Source organism: Rathayibacter sp. AY1C9 (genome assembly GCF_002932315.1).
In the GTDB taxonomy this organism is placed as follows: domain Bacteria; phylum Actinomycetota; class Actinomycetes; order Actinomycetales; family Microbacteriaceae; genus Rathayibacter.
On sequence record NZ_PSVZ01000007.1, the window covers coordinates 37,327 to 54,533 of the forward strand.

The following is a 17,207-nucleotide window of genomic DNA, read 5'->3' on the forward strand; positions in this document are numbered from 1 at the left end:
TCAGGCGGCCGCAAGGGCGATGGTGGGTCTGCTCCTCGATGGCGACTCTGGACCGTGCTGCAGAAGCGGGGTGACGGGATCGTTCGGCCGGGGCGGGGTGGGGTTGAAGGTCGTCTGGTCACGGAAGATCGCCCAGATGACGTTCATACGGCGCCGGGCGAGAGCGATCAGAGCCTGCTTGTGCGACTTCCCCTCCTGGCGTTTCCGATCGTAGAACGAGCGCGAGACCGGGCAGTTCCTCGACGCGATGAACGCCGCCTGGAAGCAGGCGTTCAACAGCCGCCGGTCATAGCGACGTGGCCGGTGATGGTTGCCGGAGATCTTCCCGGAGTCCCGCGGCACGGGAGCGAGACCCGCGAAGCTGGCCAACCGGTCGGGCGTCTCGAACGCGGCGAGGTCAGTACCGGTCGCGGCAAGGAAATCCGCGGCGAGCCTGCGCCCGAACCCAGGAATCGACACCAGAAGATCCGCGGATCTGCTGTCCTGCAAAGCGGCTTCGATCTCCCCGTCGAGCTCGGCGACCTCGTCGCGGATGCGGAGGAGATCACGCGCGGACCGGCTCACCAGCCGAGCCGCTGCCCCCTCCCCCACGACGACCGATGTCTGCTCGCGCGCGGCTTCCACCGCCGTCTTCGCGACCGCCGCGGATTTCCAGCAGCCCTGTCCCTTCAACCACGCCGCCAGCCGGCTCTCCCCCATGCGCCGGATCGCACCGGGGGTCGCGTACCGGGTGAGCAGCACCAGAGGTCCCCTGGTCGTCGCGTAGTTGAATGCCCCCTCGAGCGACGGAAAGTAGTGGACCAGGATGGCGCGCAGGCGATTCACGGCGCGGGTGCGATCGTGCACCAGGTCTTCTCGTCGCGCCGAGAGCAGGCGCAGTTCCGCCGTGACCTCGTCGGCCTGGCGCATCAGCGTCACGTCTCGCCGGGTCCGCGCTTGGTCGGCGATGATGACCGCGTCCTTCGCGTCTGTTTTGGCTTCGCCGCGGTAGGCGCCCGAGGCGTGATGCACGACGCGGCCTGAGATGTAGAACAGCGGCTGCGCATGCGAGTGCAGGAGCGTCTGCAGCAGCCCTGTCCCGCCGTGGTTGAGGTCCGTCGCCCAGGCGACGTCGGTGCCGCCTGGAAGGGAGGCGACGTCTCCCATCAGGGTCAGGATCGCCGTTTCTCGGTTCTTGAACCGCTGGGAGAGCAGCTTGGTTCCGTTGCCGTCGATGACGACGCAGTGGTGTTCGGTCTTGCCGGCGTCGATACCGGCCCAGAGTTGGGGCACGCAGGGTCCTTCCGTTCAGGGGTGCGGTGCGCCGTGAACGACCGTGCCGGCATGTCCTTACGGGGCGATCTGGTCGCGTTTCTCAATGAGCGGTCCTGCCGTTGCGGGATCCCGGGCGGCTAATCACGGCGTGCCATCAGTCGGCTGAAGGCGGTCAGCCATACCCGGGACCCCTGGCGCGTTCCGGAGCCTACAACTGCCCCGGATCCACGGAAATAACGGTAAGGAAGGCGGTTTTCCGCCTTAGCAACCGGAGGGCGCAGTGCAACCCGCAGGGCGGCGGTGGAGAGAGTTTCGGCGCGATGTGAGGGAGCGCAGCGACCGCGTGCCGAAAGTCTCGGAGGAGCCGGTGGCGCAGCCACTTGAACGGAGCCCGTAGGTAGCTACGACCGCAGCGAAGCGGAGGGAGCCGCCGAAGGCTTCACGGCAAAAAAGGGTGTGAGCCCGTAGGGCGACCAACGGCGGCCGGCGCAGCCGGGCGACCTCTTGGCGTCGCTCCGTCGACGCTGCGGGAGCGCAGCTCGCGCCCCGCCGCCGGCGGAACATCGGGGACCCTTCTATGGCTTCGAGTCAAGACCCAACACGCGATGAAGCGGTCGGTCGTCGTCTCGGCCTGAGACCCCACGGCGCCGGTCAGGGAGTCGACGGGGTCCCGGTGGATACTGGACGCCGCAGCGAGCCCGACGGGCCGCGTGTTCTGAAGCGAGGTCGTAGGACATGCCACAAGACAAGAACCTTCCCCCGTTCCTGAAGTACGCCAACAGGGTGATCGTGTTCCTCAACAACATCGGTATCACCACCGGTCCTCCGCATGTTCTGACCGTGGTCGGCCGAGTCTCCGGCGAGCCGCGCTCCACACCCGTCTCGATCGTTGTCGTGGACGGGGCTCGGTACGTGGTCGCCGGACAGAAGATGTCCTGGGTCAAGAACGTGAGGGCTGCCGGCCGTGGCGAGATCCAGCGCGGCCGACGACGAGAGGCAGTGAATTTCACCGAGATGACCCTTGAACAGCGCGGCCCGATCCTCAGCGCGTACTGGCATCAGCACAGCCAGGGCCGAAAAGTCGCCGCTCAGATCTTCGAAGTCGGCCCGGAGGCGAGCGCTGCCGATTTCGCAGCGGCCGCGCCGCGCTGCGCAGTGTTCCGCTTAGACGATCAGGACGCCACCACCCTCGCGTAAGACTCGTCACCTCTGACGCTCGTCGACGGCCGAACAGACGCCCTCGCATCGTGCTCGGCGCCCATTCATACGGCTAGGTGCACAACGCCATGCGGACCTGTAGCGCCTTGAATAGTTCACGTGCGATGTATCGCTTGACGCTGCGCCTGATCTCGCGGACAGTTCGGCCCTCTGACGTTCGTCGATCGACGTACGCGCGCGTGCGCGCCTCGGACACCATCCGTACGCGAGCGATCACGTCGAGCGCGCGATTGAGCTGACGGTCACCGCCACGGTTGAGCCGGTGACGTGTCGTGTTCCCCGATGACGCCGGAATCGGGTTCACTCCGGCGAGAGCTGCGAAAGCAGCCTCGCTCCGCACCCTGCCCGGGTGGGAGTATGCCGCGACTGCCACTGCGGCGGTGACCGGGCCGACGCCGTAGATCTGCTGCAGCCCGGGCGCGAGAAGCTCGACCAGCTCAGCTAACGCTTCGCGGTTGTGTCGCATCTGCCGTCCAAGATCGATCACGGTCGAGGCCAGCCGGACAGCTTCAGCGCGGATGATGCGCTCAGCCACGTCGGAACGATTAGCGTCCAGATTGGCGAGCTGCTGCACACCACGATCGGTGAGTGCCCGCCTCGTGTCGAGCCCGAAGTCCGCGGTACGAATCAACGCGTTGAGCTGGTTCCGGGCGCTCGTGCGACGAACTTCCATATCTCGGCGGGCGTCAAGCGTCACTCGGAGTGCATTGCGCAGCCCGTCGGCCTTCGGCCGAGTCAGCGCCTCGAGCTCGATCCCCATAGCCGAGGTCGCGGCAGCGATCGCGTCGATTTCATCAGTCTTGCCGCGGACGCGGCTCGACTTCTTCGGCGGCCGGACCTCGCAGAACACGATCTAGTCACGCAGCAGCGCTCGACCCAACGACGCACCGTAGGAGCCAGTGCCCTCCATCGCGAACAGAACCGACCCGCCCGCGATGCCTCGCACCCAGGCGATCGCTCTGTCGATCGCCGCCGCCGTGACCGGGAAGGCTTTCGTTCCGAGGATCTCGCCGGTCTTGGTAGCGACGATTGCGTAGGTGTGGGTGCGGGCGTGGGTGTCGACTCCGACGACGTGGTCATAGCGGTGGGCGACGATCATGCGGCCTCTTCTCCTCAGGGGTCATCCGGGTGGGATGCGCCGCGGAGGCATCTCTCTAACGAGTCACGCGGCCGAAGTCGCGGACAACCTTCTATCAAGCCATCGCAGCGTCACGCCGGAACTAGCTCGCTCGGACGGACAGGTCCCCAGCAAGACACAGCGGTCAAGAGTGTGATGAGTCACGCCCGAGCAAGCCAGGACCAGCCTGACAGCCGGCACCAGGCCAGCCGAGACCATTAGAGAGCGTGAGGGGATCGCCCCTCGCGGGCCGGCTGGAAGGCCGGCCCTCCCCCACCTGCGACCCCTGCATGTGAGACCGAGATCCGACTGCTGGACGCGGCGGATCTGGGGCACACCGAGATCTGATCGTCGCTGAAGGCCGGGGTCCCGCTCCCGGCCTTCGTCATTTCTGGTCCCCACCCGGAAAGGGGCCGCCGCGGAGGGACATCTGCCCGTTCCTGCACGGATGTTCACGGTAACGTCAGCCGACTCCTCAGCGGCGAGGAGGTCGGCGGGAGCTCGTGCCCCCGCCTGCTGCCGCTCGGGGCACTCAGCGAGGACCGACCCAGAGGACGACCATGCGACGACGACACGCCCTGCTCCCTGGAGCGCTCACCGGACTGCTGCTGGCCTCCGGGCTCGTCGCCGGAGGGCCCGCCGCGGCTCCAGCGGCGGCCGCTCCGGTGGCCCCCGCTCCCGCCGCTCCCGCTCCCGCTCCGGACCGCCCCGTCGCGGCTCCAGACGCCGAGCCCACCGTGATCGAGCCGGAGGCGGACGCGACGACGCAGCAGGCCGCCCTCGCCCTCGACGCCGACTTCGTCGACGTCGAGATCCCGGCGCGCGCCCAGGTGCAGACGCACCGCGTGACGATCGCGCTCGTCGCTCCGCAGGGCACCGTCCCGGGCGGGTACACGACCGCCGACGCCGTCCGCGCCCTCGACCTCGTCGACCGGTTCTACTCCCGCGAGACCAGCGGGGCGATCCGCTTCGAGCTCGACCAGGTCGTCGACTGGCAGGTCGTCGACCAGCCGATCGGCTGCACGAACACGGGCGGACTGCAGGACTGGATCGCGCAGAGGACCGGCTGGCAGCGCGGACCGGGCAAGCACCTGGTCGCCATGGTGCCTGAGGGTGACCCGTGCCCGAACTGGGCCAACGGCGAGCAGTCCGGCGATCCCGATGACGGCGGACGCGCGTTCCAGCCCGGACCGGACGCGTACTTCCTCGCGCACGAGCTCGGCCACAACCTCTCGCTGCCGCACGCCTACAGCGTGAACTGCGCCACGACCCGCGACTACGCCTCCACCCCGCTGCCCGCGGACTGCCGCCGCGAGGAGTACGGCAACCGGACCGACGTGATGGGCGGCGCCTGGTCGTTCCTGCCGCTGTCGTCCCCGTCGCTGGCGCGCCTGGGCACGCTGCCGAACACCCGCCAGCCGGTCTGCGGCGCACCCCGCACCACGACGCTCGACACCCTCGGAGCCGGACCCGCCGGCCGGCGTGCGCTCACCTGGAACGACCCGCAGGACACGGGCATCCGCTACTGGGCGCAGTACAACGACCGCGCCGACACGACGTCCGACGGCGGCGCGTACACGAGTCCCTTCCAGGTGCGCCGCGACGTCTCGGGCGTGCAGATCCTGCGCTCGAACCCGGGCCAGCCGTACGCCGGCGACCTGCTCGAGCGTCCGGGCGACGCGAGCGAGGCGAACGAGTTCGTGCTCGGCGGAGAGAGCGCAGTGCTCAACTCCGGCATGTCCGTGCGGGTCGACCGGATCGACGAGCTCACCCGGACCGCGACGGTCACCGTGACCGTGCCGTGCACCGACTACGTCGGCGACATCGCTCCGCTCGCCTCGTCGACGAGCGCTTCGTACACCTCGCCGTGGACCTCGGTCGGAGCGGTCGCCGACGGCGCCGCCTCGACGATCTGGGGCTCCTGGCCCCGGGTCGGAGAGCAGCACGTCGAGCTGCGCTGGCCGAGCGCCGTGACCGTCGACAGCGCCTCGGTGCTGTTCGCGAGCGACGCGGCCGACGCCGACGGACGCGGGCTGATCCCCGCGCGGTCGTGGCGGGTCGAGCACCTGGTCGGCGACGTCTGGACTCCCGTGAGCGGAGCGGCTCCCGGCCGCGAGCGCGACGTGCTGAACCGCGCGACGTTCGCTCCGGTGACCACGACGGCGCTGCGGCTCGTGTTCACGGCGTGGGGAGCCGGCGAGTACGGCGGGTCCACGGGCGTGGCCGAGATCGAGGTGAACGGCATCGCCCTCGCGGCCTCGGCGGAGGCGCGCGGGACGCTGCAGAGCGTGCCGACCGCGACGACGCGCGACCTCGCGCAGTCCGTGCTGGTGCGCGACTCCTCCGGTCGCGCCCTCGCGGGCCGCTCGGTGGGCTTCGCGATCACCGGGCCGGCGGCCTTCGAGAGCGGAGCGACGACCGCCGCGGTGCTGTCGGGCGCCGACGGCGTCGCCGCGCTCCCCCGGATCCGCACCGGCTCCACCGCCGGCACCGTCTCGATCACCGCGCGCGTCGACGGCGTGACGACGGCGCTGGCCGGAGCGAGCGTTGCGCCCGGCGCCTCCGTCACCGCGAAGGCGACCTCGCGGCTGATCCTCGGGAAGGTCGTCGTCACGGTGACGGCGACGAACACCGGCCGCGCGGCCGCCGATCTGACCGTCGTGACGCCCTACGGCACGGCGTCCTCGGCCGCGGTCGCCCCGGGCGCCACGGTGACCAAGGTGTTCCGCACGGGCAAGAGCTCGATCGCCGCCGGCACCGGCACGGTCACGGCCGTCTCGGGCGCCTCGCGCGCGAGCGTCTCGGTGGTCATCCCGCGCGCGTGACCGGGACGGGGGCTGCCCGCCCGCCAGGACGACTCCGTCCGGGCGGGCGGCTGCTGTTGGCGTCGAGGTGACGCGCCCGGCGACGTGCCGCGGCGGAGTGATCGGGGGACACGATGAGGCGGACGACCGCAGGGATCGCATTGGCAGGAGCACTGCTGCTCGCCCTGACGGGATGCGCGGGCGGAGGCGGGACGGTGGGCGAGGTCCGACTTGTAAGCATGACAACAAGTCAGCGCGGCCCGCTCGTCAGAACAGAGGAGGGAGCTGCCCTGAGGTGAGGATCAGCCGCAGCCCGACCGCGAGAAGAGCGCCCGTCGCGATGACGACTCCGACGATGAGCCGCCGCTCAGCGGCGCTGTCCGCCGCGGCGATCCGGTTCGCTCGGATCGCCTCCTCCTGCTCGATCAGGCGGCGGCTCGTCTTCCGACTCAGCCCCGTCAGCCGCTCGCCGTGCAGGCGCACACGGTCGGCCTCCTGCTGGAGTCGGCCGCTGGACAGGCGCAAGAGCTGATGAGCCGCGCGCGCGGCCCCGGGCCGCTCATCGACACGGCTGCGCTCGATCACGTAGTCACCGCCGGGATGAGGAACGCGATCAGCGCGGCGGCGTGGTCGGTGCCGTCCTCCCGGACGGGGAACCCTCCGAGCACCCACACCCCGGGGAGGGTGAGCGTGTTGCGGACGCCCGCGAGCAGCCGTTCGGTGCTGTAGCTCTCGTGCTCCTCGTAGTAGTTGCGCTCGAACGCGACGATGAGGCCGATCTGCTCGGGCGTCGCGCATCCGGTGTCGGCGTCGATGACCGGTGCGGTGCGGGCGGGGTCCGGGGTGAGGAACGCGATCAGTGCGGCGGCGAGGGCGGAGCTGTCGTCCTCGACGGGCTCGGCGCCCGGCAGGGCGTGGGCGTTGCGGACGGCGGCGAGCATCACGTCGTCGCTGTCGTCGGCGTTCTGGTCCCAGTGAGCGCGCTGGTCGGTGATGATGAGGGCGACCTGATCGGGGGTCGCGAGGCCGGTGTCGGTGTCGGTGCGGTACATGGTCTGTTCCTCTCAGCGGGTTGCGGCCAGCGCGGTGTTGATGTCGACGGTGATCCCGCGCTCCGCGAGGCGGTCGAGGGTGGCGGGCTCCTTCGCGATCTGCTGCCAGCCCTCGGGCGAGATGACGACCGCGGGATCCCCGTCCGCGTCGTTGAAGACGGCACAGGTGCGCGAGTCGAGAACGGCCCCGGTGCGCGGGCAGAGGATGTTCTTGCTGACGAGGTAGGTGACCGTCTGGTCACGGAGGATCGCTTCGAGGGTGTCCATGTGTGTTGCTCCTGCTCCTGGCTGATCGTTTTTCTTTGCCTCTCCGGCGGGGAAAACCGTTTGAGTGGAGCCGGCGGAGTGACACCGATCACGGGCGAAATAAGCCCGTAGGGCGCGTCCGGGATCGGTGGCACGCAGCCGGTGGAGCGAAATAGGTTGGAACCGCGGAGAGGTGAAGAATCTCAATCAGATTTGTCAAGCCAGCGGGGGTGGTCTGGCTCGGTTGTTCTTCCTTCTCTCCCAGCGTTTTTTTGCCTGGAAGGCACGTAGTGCCGAGCAGGGTCGGAGGTGGGAGCGCAACCCGGAGGGCGGAGGAGGAGAGGTTGTCGGCGCGATGTGAGGGAGCGCAGCGACCGCGTGCCGAGAACCTCGGAGGAGCCGGCCGCGCAGCGGCTTGCGTGGACGCCGCAGGCTCGTACGTTGCCGAAGGCTTCCAGGCAAAAATGCGCACAGCGCACAGCACCGCGTCGACCGGAGGTCGGCGTCCATGTCGGTGCCCGCGTCCGAGATCGTCTGCGCACCAGGGGCGTGCTGCTCCATCGGGCCGCACGTGCTGCCTTTGTATGCAGTGCGTACCGCTGAGAAGCCGCATATCTCCGCGGAGTAGGCCGGTTCCGCCGCGCCACCGGTGCGAGCATGACCGTAGGAGGCCTGGATGCGTGACGCGGTGGTGGTCGTCGAAGACGACGTCGAGATGGGCGAGCTCATCAAGCGGGGCCTCACCGGCGACGGCTACGACGTCGACCTGTTCTCGAACGGGGTCGACGCGCTCAATTCGGCGCGCGAAGCGGACTACTCCGCGGCGATCCTCGACGTGATGCTCCCGGGGATGAGTGGCTTCGAGATCTGCCGGCACCTGCGCGCGAGCGGTGCCACGCTCCCGGTGATCATGCTCACCGCCCGCGACGCGCTGCAGGACCGTGTGTTCGGCCTGGACGCGGGGGCCGACGACTACCTCGCGAAACCGTTCCACTTCGAGGAGCTCTCCGCCCGCCTCCGAGCGATGATCCGCAGAGAGCACCTCACGAACCGGGCACCGGTCGTGCTGGGAAATCTGCGCGTCGACCCCTACGCGCACGCCGCGACGGTCGACGGCGCCGTCCTGCCTCTGAGCCCCAAGGAGTTCGGCGTCCTCCGCGCGCTCGCGGCGCGCGCCGGGGACTTCGTGCCGCGGGAGGAGATCCTGCTCGAGGTGTGGGGGTCGGCGGAGTTCGTGGACCACAACATCGCGGAGCAGTACATCAGCTACCTCCGCCGCAAGCTGGCCGCGGGCGGGGCGTCGGTCGAGATCCTCACCCGACGGGGTGCGGGCTATCGCCTCGGGGTGACGCCGTGAGGTGGCGGTCCCTGTCGATCCGGGTGCGGATCACGGTGTCGAGCCTGCTGGTCGCGATGCTGTTCTTCGGGATCGTCGCGGTCGTCGTGCGCGAGCAGCTCGATCACATCCTCGATGCCTCCACGATCGAGCTGGTCCGCTCGGGAGCGTCGCAGGCGCTGATCGAGGAGAGCCGCGACACCGCCGAGGCCGTCGTCGGCGGCGTCAGCACGACGCTCCTGATCGCCCTCGCGATCCTGTTCGTCGCGTTCGCTGTGACGTCCTGGGTCCTGGTCGGCCTCGCGCTGCGCCCCGTCGGCAGGATGCGCGCGATCGCCGACCGGCTGCGCCAGGGACGCTCCACCGAGCTGCTCCCGGTCGGGCCCGCCCGCGACGAGCTCTCCGACCTCGCCTCGACCCTGAACGCGCTGATCGCGGACCTGCGGGAGTCGGCGGACCGGGAGCGGCGGCTCGTCGCCGACGCGAGCCACGAGCTGCGCACCCCGCTCGCCGCGCTGCGCACCCGGCTCGAGCTCGCTGAGCGGGTCCGTGACGATCCGGCGGCTCTCTACGCCGATGTCGTCGACGCGCGCCGCTCGATCGACCGCCTGCAGTCCCTGACGGACGGGCTGCTGATCCTGTCGAGGATCGACGCGGGCATCGCTACCGGCGACGCCTCCTCGGCGGCTCTGCGGGAGGAGGTAGCCGACAGCGTCGACCGCGCCCGGATGCTCGCCCGCGAGCGGGACCTCGCGATCGACTTCGTCGCCCCCGCCTCGATCGTCGCCGCCCGGTACCCGATCTCCCCGACCGATTTCGGCCGGATCCTGGACAACCTGCTCGCGAACGCCGTCACTGCGACGCCCGACGGCGGCAGCGTCAGCGCGACCCTCGTCGAGCGCTCAGGAGAGGCCGTCCTCTCGGTGGACGACGACGGCCCCGGCGTTCCGGAGGCGTTCCTCGCCGTCGCGACCGACCGTTTCACCCGCCCCGACGCCGCCCGCTCCCGCGACGGCGGCGCCGGCCTCGGGCTCGCGATCGTCGCCGGTCTCAGCCGCGCCGCCGGCGGCGAGCTCCGACTCCGCAACCTCGCCCCCCACGGCCTCGGTGTCGACGTCCGCATCCCCGCGACTCAGCCCCACCCGACCTCTCGCAAGGAGAACCGATGATCGACCCCCAATCCCTCCTCGACGGCGCCGGCCCCTGGGCGATCGCCCTGGTCTGCCTGATCGCCTTCGTCGAGACGGGCCTGCTGATCGGGTTCTTCCTCCCCGGTGACACCCTCCTCTTCTTCACCGGTGTCTTCGTCGCGACCGGCGTGATCTCCCTGCCGGTGCCGCTGGTGATCCTGATGGTCGCCGCCGCCGCGTTCCTCGGCGACCAGCTCGGGTTCGTCATCGGCCGCGCGAGCGGGCCGCGGATCTTCGAGCGCAAGGACAGCGGGCTCTTCAGCCGCTCGAGCGTCGCCCGCACCCAGTCGTTCTTCGACCGGTTCGGCGGCTGGGCGGTCACCATCGCCCGCTTCGTGCCGGTCGTGCGCACCTTCGCCCCCGTCGCCGCGGGCGTCGGCAAGATGCACTACGGCCACTTCGTCGGCTTCAACGCCCTCGGCGCCGCCGTCTGGTCCACCGGCGTGATCCTCCTCGGCTTCTTCCTCGGGCAGATCCCCGGCGTCGCGGACTTCGTGGGGAAGTACATCGACATCGTCCTCGTCGGCATCGTCGTGATCAGCCTCGCCGGCATCGCCCTCACCTACTGGCGGCAGAAGAACCGCGCCGGACGCGACGCCTGAGCCCAGCGCTCAGGGGGTCGCCGTGACGGCCGCGCGCGGTCGGCGGAGCGCGATCACCGCTACCAGCAGCAGGAACACCGCGAGGGCCGCGAGCGTGACCGGGCCGGTGCCCAGGCCCAGGCCCTTCCGGTCGACCGGATCCGCGAGCCAGTCGCAGACCGAGGCGCCGAGCGGTCGCGTGACGACGTAGGCGGCCCAGAACGCGAGGACCGCGTTCCGCCCCGTGAACCGGTGCGCGAGCGCCGGCACCGCGATGACCGCCGCGAACAGGACCGCGGACGGCAGGTAGCCGAACCCGAGCGTCGACGCGGTCAGATCGCCCGCGGCCGTGCCGAGCGCGAAGGTCCCGGAGACGGCGAGCCAGTAGAACGCGGCGCGGCGCGGCGTCGTGATCGAGTGGATCGACAGCGTCCGCTCCGCCCGCCACCACAGGGCGAAGACCGCGGCGAGCGCCACCGCGAACCCGAGAGTCGAGACGAGGTACGGGACTCCGGCGACCACGTGCAGCACGTCGGCGGCCATCGTGCCGAAGACGCTCACCATCAGCACCGCCGTCCAGTACACCCAGGGGACGTACCGGCGGGCTGCGAACTGCAGCGCCAGCGCGGCGAGGAACGCGAGCCCGGTCACTCCGACAACGATCACCGGGTCGAACGCGGTCGCGAGGAAGTCCGACGCCGTCTCGCCCATCCCCGTCGTCAGCACCTTGAGGACCCAGAACAGCGCCGTCGCCTCGGGCACCGTCGAGGCGGCGTAGCGGCCGGCGAGGAGGCGGGAGCGGATCCGAGGGAGCGGAGGTCGGCGCTGATCGGTGAGGTGCGTCATTCCGCCATGGTCGGGCAGTCTGCGGCACCCGGGGCTGGGGGCTTCGCCGGGTCCGTTGAACAAGCGCACAGCGACCCGCTCACCGGCAGCGCTGCCCGCTGCCTTCCGCCGTCATCTGGTCGGACGGTGCCCGGAGAAGCGCCGCCAACGGAACGACGGTGATGCAGCACGTTCGGTGTGCAGCCTGACCGCGAGCGGCGCCCAGACGATCAACGCCACCCCGGCGCCCAGGAGCAGCCCGCCGACGGTGTCGGAGATCCAGTGCGCACCGAGGTAGGTGCGGCTGAGCATCATCGCCACCGTGTAGAGGGCACCGGCGATCCGGACCCACCACAGGGGGAAGACGATCGCGAGGACCACCGCGGTCGTGGCCGCGTTCGCGCTGTGTCCGGAGGGGAAGGAGCCGAAGTCGGCGTTCACGAGGATCTCCAGCGGCCGTGGACGCCCGACCGCGTTCTTGAGGATCTGCACCAGCAGCCCGCTGAGCGGCGCGGCGATCGCGAAGTACGTCGCAGCCCAGCGACCGCGCCAGAGCAGCAGCGCCGCGAAGACGACCAGAGGAATCACGATCGTCCCGAGGATCCCGCCGCCGAGGCTGTTCATCACCAGCGACGGGACCAGCCAGAACGTGGACCGGTGCTCGATGATCTCGTTCATCCAGGCGGTGTCGAACCCGAACGGCTTGTCGTGCTCGCGGTAGAAGATCAGCGCGGCCAGGAGGATGGTGAGCAGCACCGCGAGGCCCGCCGAGATCAGCGGCCATCGTCGCGCCGCCCGATAAGCGATCGCACCGTCCGGTTGGGGTTCCCGGTTCGGCATCAGTGTCGTCCTCGTCTCTCGACGCGAAGCACGCCGCAGAAGTCCACGCTATGAACGAGCCGTCTGTGGCGGCGGCGGATTCCCCTGCATCCGTTGTGAAAGCACAGAGCCTCGACCCCATCAGCTCGGTACCGACCTGATCGCGTTCGGGTACTTCGGGTCGTTGTGAGCAAACACAACGCAGCACGGCGCATCCCGAGCCGCCGCCCACTTCCCGACTGAGACTCTGCGGGCATGGACATCTCAACGACGGCAGCACCGTCCCGCGGCCGGCGGCTGCTCAGCAAGGTCCCCGAGGTCACGATCTGGTTCTGGATAATCAAGATCCTCTGCACCACGGTCGGTGAGAGCTTCGCCGACTGGATCAACATGGTCCTCGGCGTCGGCCTCATCGCGACGGCTGTGATCTTCATCATCGTCACCGCGGTCGTGCTCGCCGTGCAGATGCGGCTGCGACGCTACGTGCCCGCCGCGTACTGGCTGACTGTCGTGGTGATGAGCGTCACCGGCACCCTGCTCACCGACATCCTCACCGACCAGCTCGGAGTGCCTCTCTGGGCCAGCTCCCTCGTCTTCTCGCTGCTGCTCGTGATCGTGTTCGGCGTCTGGTATTCGAAGGAGCGCACCCTCTCGATCCACAGCATCGACACCACCCCGCGGGAGGCGTTCTATTGGGTCACCGTCCTGGTCACCTTCGCGCTCGGCACCGCCCTCGGCGACTGGACTCTCGAGCTCACCGGCTGGGGCCCTGGCGTCTCGATCCTCCTGCCCCTCACGCTGCTCGCGATCGTCACCGGCCTCTGGCGCTACGGCGCGAACCCGGTCCTCGCGTTCTGGATCGCCTACATCCTCACCCGCCCCCTCGGCGCCAATATCGGCGACTGGCTCGGCCTGTCCCCCGACGAGCAGGGCCTCGGGCTCGGCACCTTCGTCACCAGCATCATCTTCCTGCTCGCGATCCTCGCCACCGTCGTCTACCTCTCCCTCAGCAAGGCCGATGTCGACAAGGGCGCATCCGAGCACTACACCACGCCAGTCGCCCGCGAACGCCGTTCACTCGTCGCCTTCGCGGTCCTCGCCGTCGCCGTCGTCGGGCTGCTCGCCTTCACCAACAGCCAGCCGCACACCAGTCCGGCACCCGAAGGGGCAGCCCCGGCCTGCGATGCGTCGGGAACGCTGTCCGCAGCTGACGCGAAGGCATCCGTTCAGACCGACTTCCCCTCCGCCGACGTGCAGAACTTCCAGACGATCACCGCCGACACCCTCGCCCTCGTCACCAGCGGCGATCAGGCCGGCGCGAAAGCCCGCGCCACCGACCTTGAGACCGCCTGGGACGACGCGGAGCCCGCACTGAGCGCCGCGAACTGCCAGACGTGGACCTACGTCGACCAGCAGATCGACCCCGTTCTCTCCTCCGTCCGCGCCGGCAGCCCCGACCCGGTTGTCGAGAAGACGAGCATCCAGGACCTGCTGACCACTCTCGCCGGACGCTGACATGAGGCGTCAAGGTCTTCTTTTGCGACCCGAATCTGGCCTCCTCCGACCAATTGATCACTGCCGCCCTGCCCTGCCGCCGCCGCAGCGGCATCAGCGCGACTCAACACATCGATCGGAACCGGTCGGTGACAAATCGGTCCGCTACTGAACCCATGCTCGAGCTCGTAGACGCACTCCGAGCACACGGGGCTGCCGACCAGGCCGGCGTCCGCGAGGTGCTCCACCCAGGGGTGCGAGCACTCACCACAAACCTCAGCGAGCAGAACCCGGAACCGGGCGCGGCGCGAACGGCGAGCGTCAGCTCGCCGGCGCCACTGCGAGAGGCCGACCATCACGTGAGCGTAGCGAGCGCGCCACCAAGCAATCGCGCGCTTCGCCTCATCCGCATCGCCTCTGGCGTCCCGTTTGGGGATTCCCATACGGACGGTAACTAAGGATCTATCCGGCGGTGATCAGCTCGCCGGGCGCACCGAGAGACGCGAGGTCGACATCGCCCTGTGACGTCAGGAGCTCTCCGCTGATCTCGTCGTAGACGGCGGTGAAGACGTCCACCCGATGGAGGTCGAAGCCATAGGGCACGTCTGTTCTCTCCGCGGGCGCGTGCACGGTCAGCGCCCAGACCGGCTCGTCCTGTGCGACCCAGTAGTGGTCCGCGAGAGCGGGGTCATAAGCGGCGAGCTCCTCGTACGTGGTTCCGACCGCGTAGATCGGGTACTGCTTCTTCTCCTCCGCACTGAGCGTCGAGAGCTGGACTCCGGTGCCGTTAGCCAGGTCGAGCGCCGGGTTCGTCAGCTGCTGGACGTCGATGATCGGCCCCTCAGAGGCGGCGGTGGCGATGGGGGTGCCCGGTGGGCCCTCCGTCGGGACGGTGGGTGTCAGGGACTCCGTCATCTCTGTTGGTTCGGCAGGCGTCTCGGTGGAGATGGGGGTCGTGCTGGCGGTGGCGTCGATGGTGACGGGGCCGGAGCGGATGCGCATCGTCGTGGAGGTCTGGGTGAGGCTGACGTCCTCGGCGCCCAGCACGTCCATGAGCCACTGCTCTCGTTCGTCGGCGGCGTCGAGGCAGCCGACGTACGTCGTCGCGGGGCCTCCGGTGACCACCCATACGGAGGTCTGCAGGCCGGCGGACTGGAGGTCGTAGGTGACCGTGTTGCAGGGACCGTCGACGCTGAGCTGCGACCGGCCGTCGGTGCCGGTGATGCGAAGGCTGACGGGGTGATCGAGCAGCCATCCGCCTGATCCTTGATCGCCGATGACAGCGGTGGTCCCGTAGACGGGCTTGGTCGCGTCTTCGGCGCTGAGCAGTTCACCCGGCAGCTGCGCCGTCGACGGCGACCCGGGGCTGCTGGCGCTCGTCGCGCATCCACTGGCGAGGAGCGCCGCGGAGAGGCAGAGGGTACTGAGGGCGAGGGTTCTCGTGCGTCTGAAGGTCACTGGTCGACTCCGGTCCGGGTCGTGGGCGGGTTGGTGCAGTCGACTGTGGTGGTCAGTCCCGTGAAGATGTCGATTCGGCCGCCCTCCTGGCACACCTGGGTTCCTGCTAGGGAGAACAAGGCGGCGTCCGTTCCGTCTCCGTTGGTGCCCGCGAGCGCAGCGCACGCCGCGGCGAGCGACGCAGTGAAGTGTTCTGCGGGTGTCTGGATCTCGCCCGACAGGGCAACGCCCTGCCCGTCCGGTTCCCAGCAGGTGACGGGCGCTGCGACCGGAGTGCCGCGCTCGGTCGTCACCGCCGTGAGGACTGCCGCGCTGAGGACGGCGCCGGCGATGCCGGCGAGCGTCACCGCCGCGGCCTGGCGAAGACGTCGGCGGCGGCGGATGCGGTGCGCGAGGCGTGCGCTGATGCGCTCGAGCTGCTCGTCGCTCAGGTCAGGATCGTCCATGGTCTTCTGTCCGTTCCGTCAGGGTTCTCGCCAGTGATGTCCGCACCCGCGAGAGGCGGTTGCGGACAGTCCCGTGGGACAGGCCGAGGGAGCGAGCGGCATCGCTGTAGCTGAGGTCGTCCTCGATGCACGCCGTCCAGATCGCGCGGTCCGTCGCGCTCATCTGCTCGACCAGACGTCGCACGTCCAGCAGCCGGTCGCTCGCCTCCGCGTCGACGCCGCGAGAGGCGGTGTCGTCGGAAAGGGGCAGGTGGCGTCGGCGCTGCTCGCGGCGATTGGTCGAGAAGCTGAGGTTGCGTACCGTGACCAGCAGCCAGGGCAGCACCGACTCCCCCACGATGCGCACGCTCGAGCGGCGCTTCCAGAGCAGGAAGAAGCTCTCCTGCACGACGTCCTCCGCATGGCCGGCGTCCGTGAGGAAGCTTCCCGCGGCGCGGTAGACCGCGCGGCCGTGCATCCGGAAGAGAACGTCCAGCGCCGACGGGTCACCGCCGCGAAGACGATCCACCAGCGTCGCCTCAGCAGCACCGACCACCCGACATCACCCCCTCAGTAGTGAATGCCCTCAGAGCACCGTTTCGTCTCAAACTTCACGAACGAACATCGCCAGTCCCGCAATGCGTCTGTGAACGATCGCCTTGCGGACGCTCTCGGTCGCGAGCCGGTTGCTCCTCGTGGTGAGAGCTGCATCACGCCTACTCTTCTCCCGTGGGCGGTCTCGAGCTGGGCAGCGGTCGAGGCCGTTTCTCGCCCATTGAGGGGAGACGCCGTGGTTGAAGGTCTGGACAGCTGGGACCCGAGTAGATCCTCGCCGGACCGGCAGACGCCACCCCGCCAACGACGGTTGGTGAGACTGTCGATCGCGCTGGGCGCTCTAGCCGTCGTGGCGGCCGCGGTTCTGTGGGTAGGTGATCTGCTGTTCGGGGTGCATGGCCCTTCCCACTACGTCAGCATCACCAACGACACCGGAGCCTCACTCACCTGGTCCTGCTCCTGGTCCGATCTTCACCTCGCCGCCGGGGAGACGGGTCAGCTGCGCATCCTCGACCAGCCCGACCAGGACTACGGCTGCGTCCCACAAGCAGCGACCCCCTTCGTAGCGGCGGCGCACAACAACGACATCTGCCCGTCACTGAACTCCATGACCGAGGGAAGGCAGTTCACGGCAACCGACTTCGCGAAGACCTACCGCTGCCCGTAGCTGATGCGCGCTTGCGGCGTCGTTCCGAGCTGGCTCGACAGCTGTTCGGGATCATCGCGTCGGGCGGGCGCACCGAGAGCAGCTGTCGGCACGTCCCCCTCGGTCCGGAGGACGGCTAGACCGGCGTCGTACACGGGAGCGCAGAGAACGGCTGCAGCCGCGATCG

At 69.4% G+C, this 17,207-nt stretch carries 16 protein-coding genes and 1 pseudogene; 7 read left to right on the plus strand and 10 right to left on the minus strand.

All coding sequences use genetic code 11. From position 1 onward, the window contains the following. Positions 1 to 1,272 carry an IS110 family transposase gene (locus C5D09_RS07065; RefSeq protein WP_258066936.1) on the minus strand — a complete coding sequence of 424 codons (1,272 nt, stop codon included), beginning with the start codon at positions 1,270 to 1,272 and terminating at the stop codon, positions 1 to 3. 717 nt (positions 1,273 to 1,989) lie between these two features. On the opposite strand from C5D09_RS07065, the gene C5D09_RS07070 reads away from it, so the two are divergent. Beyond that, positions 1,990 to 2,451 carry a nitroreductase family deazaflavin-dependent oxidoreductase gene (locus C5D09_RS07070; RefSeq protein WP_104226502.1) on the plus strand — a complete coding sequence of 154 codons (462 nt, stop codon included), beginning with the start codon at positions 1,990 to 1,992 and terminating at the stop codon, positions 2,449 to 2,451. Between the two features lie 73 nt (positions 2,452 to 2,524). On the opposite strand, the pseudogene C5D09_RS07075 reads toward C5D09_RS07070, so the two are convergent. Further along, a pseudogene (locus C5D09_RS07075) lies at positions 2,525 to 3,571 on the minus strand (IS110 family transposase). 578 nt (positions 3,572 to 4,149) lie between these two features. Here C5D09_RS07075 and C5D09_RS17455 point away from each other — a divergent pair. Beyond that, the gene (locus C5D09_RS17455) at positions 4,150 to 6,414 is read left to right on the plus strand and encodes an Ig-like domain-containing protein (protein ID WP_181135013.1); all 2,265 of its coding nucleotides are present in this window, start codon (positions 4,150 to 4,152) and stop codon (positions 6,412 to 6,414) included. Positions 6,415 to 6,660: 246 nt separating this feature from the next. On the opposite strand, the gene C5D09_RS07085 is transcribed toward C5D09_RS17455, so the two are convergent. Genes C5D09_RS07085 through C5D09_RS07095 form a run of 3 tightly spaced genes read right to left on the minus strand, consistent with a single transcriptional unit; the run spans position 6,661 to position 7,712 of the window. After that, positions 6,661 to 6,918, minus strand: coding sequence for a hypothetical protein (locus tag C5D09_RS07085; protein WP_146084446.1), 258 nt, complete (start codon positions 6,916 to 6,918; stop codon positions 6,661 to 6,663). A gap of 56 nt (positions 6,919 to 6,974) precedes the next feature. Beyond that, positions 6,975 to 7,445, minus strand: coding sequence for a hypothetical protein (locus C5D09_RS07090; protein WP_104223236.1), 471 nt, complete (start codon positions 7,443 to 7,445; stop codon positions 6,975 to 6,977). Positions 7,446 to 7,457: 12 nt separating this feature from the next. Further along, positions 7,458 to 7,712: a hypothetical protein gene (locus C5D09_RS07095; RefSeq protein WP_104268933.1), complete on the minus strand. Its 255-nt coding sequence runs from the start codon at positions 7,710 to 7,712 to the stop codon at positions 7,458 to 7,460. Between the two features lie 655 nt (positions 7,713 to 8,367). Between C5D09_RS07095 and C5D09_RS07100 the strand changes: the two genes are divergently transcribed. The 3 genes from C5D09_RS07100 to C5D09_RS07110 are packed head-to-tail and all read left to right on the plus strand — an operon-like array spanning position 8,368 to position 10,819. Further along, the gene (locus C5D09_RS07100; RefSeq protein WP_104268934.1) at positions 8,368 to 9,048 is read left to right on the plus strand and encodes a response regulator transcription factor; all 681 of its coding nucleotides are present in this window, start codon (positions 8,368 to 8,370) and stop codon (positions 9,046 to 9,048) included. Beyond that, on the plus strand, positions 9,045 to 10,196 hold the full coding sequence (locus tag C5D09_RS07105) for a cell wall metabolism sensor histidine kinase WalK (protein WP_258066937.1): 1,152 nt from the start codon (positions 9,045 to 9,047) through the stop codon (positions 10,194 to 10,196). Before C5D09_RS07100 ends, C5D09_RS07105 begins: the two co-directional genes overlap by 4 nt. Then, on the plus strand, positions 10,193 to 10,819 hold the full coding sequence (locus C5D09_RS07110) for a DedA family protein (protein WP_104250829.1): 627 nt from the start codon (positions 10,193 to 10,195) through the stop codon (positions 10,817 to 10,819). The genes C5D09_RS07105 and C5D09_RS07110 overlap by 4 nt, the downstream gene beginning before the upstream one ends. A 9-nt stretch (positions 10,820 to 10,828) precedes the next feature. Here C5D09_RS07110 and C5D09_RS07115 read toward each other — a convergent pair whose 3' ends face one another. Continuing rightward, positions 10,829 to 11,644 carry a hypothetical protein gene (locus C5D09_RS07115; RefSeq protein WP_104268935.1) on the minus strand — a complete coding sequence of 272 codons (816 nt, stop codon included), beginning with the start codon at positions 11,642 to 11,644 and terminating at the stop codon, positions 10,829 to 10,831. Positions 11,645 to 11,755: 111 nt separating this feature from the next. Continuing rightward, positions 11,756 to 12,463 carry a phosphatase PAP2 family protein gene (locus C5D09_RS07120; protein ID WP_104268936.1) on the minus strand — a complete coding sequence of 236 codons (708 nt, stop codon included), beginning with the start codon at positions 12,461 to 12,463 and terminating at the stop codon, positions 11,756 to 11,758. A gap of 234 nt (positions 12,464 to 12,697) precedes the next feature. Between C5D09_RS07120 and C5D09_RS07125 the strand changes: the two genes are divergently transcribed. Beyond that, positions 12,698 to 13,957 (plus strand): hypothetical protein, encoded by a 1,260-nt coding sequence (locus C5D09_RS07125; RefSeq protein ID WP_104226509.1) that lies wholly within the window; start codon positions 12,698 to 12,700, stop codon positions 13,955 to 13,957. A 441-nt stretch (positions 13,958 to 14,398) separates the two neighbouring features. Here C5D09_RS07125 and C5D09_RS07130 read toward each other — a convergent pair whose 3' ends face one another. The 3 genes from C5D09_RS07130 to C5D09_RS07140 are packed head-to-tail and all read right to left on the minus strand — an operon-like array spanning position 14,399 to position 16,375. Further along, the gene (locus C5D09_RS07130) at positions 14,399 to 15,394 is read right to left on the minus strand and encodes a hypothetical protein (protein WP_104268937.1); all 996 of its coding nucleotides are present in this window, start codon (positions 15,392 to 15,394) and stop codon (positions 14,399 to 14,401) included. Continuing rightward, positions 15,391 to 15,840, minus strand: a complete 450-nt coding sequence (locus C5D09_RS07135) for a hypothetical protein (RefSeq protein WP_104268938.1) — start codon at positions 15,838 to 15,840, stop codon at positions 15,391 to 15,393. Before C5D09_RS07135 ends, C5D09_RS07130 begins: the two co-directional genes overlap by 4 nt. Next, positions 15,827 to 16,375 carry an RNA polymerase sigma factor gene (locus C5D09_RS07140; RefSeq protein WP_104268939.1) on the minus strand — a complete coding sequence of 183 codons (549 nt, stop codon included), beginning with the start codon at positions 16,373 to 16,375 and terminating at the stop codon, positions 15,827 to 15,829. Before C5D09_RS07140 ends, C5D09_RS07135 begins: the two co-directional genes overlap by 14 nt. 312 nt (positions 16,376 to 16,687) lie before the next feature. Between C5D09_RS07140 and C5D09_RS07145 the strand changes: the two genes are divergently transcribed. Further along, a complete protein-coding gene (locus C5D09_RS07145) occupies positions 16,688 to 17,041 on the plus strand; it encodes a hypothetical protein (protein WP_104238916.1) in 354 nt (117 codons plus the stop codon). Positions 17,042 to 17,207 lie beyond the last annotated feature (166 nt).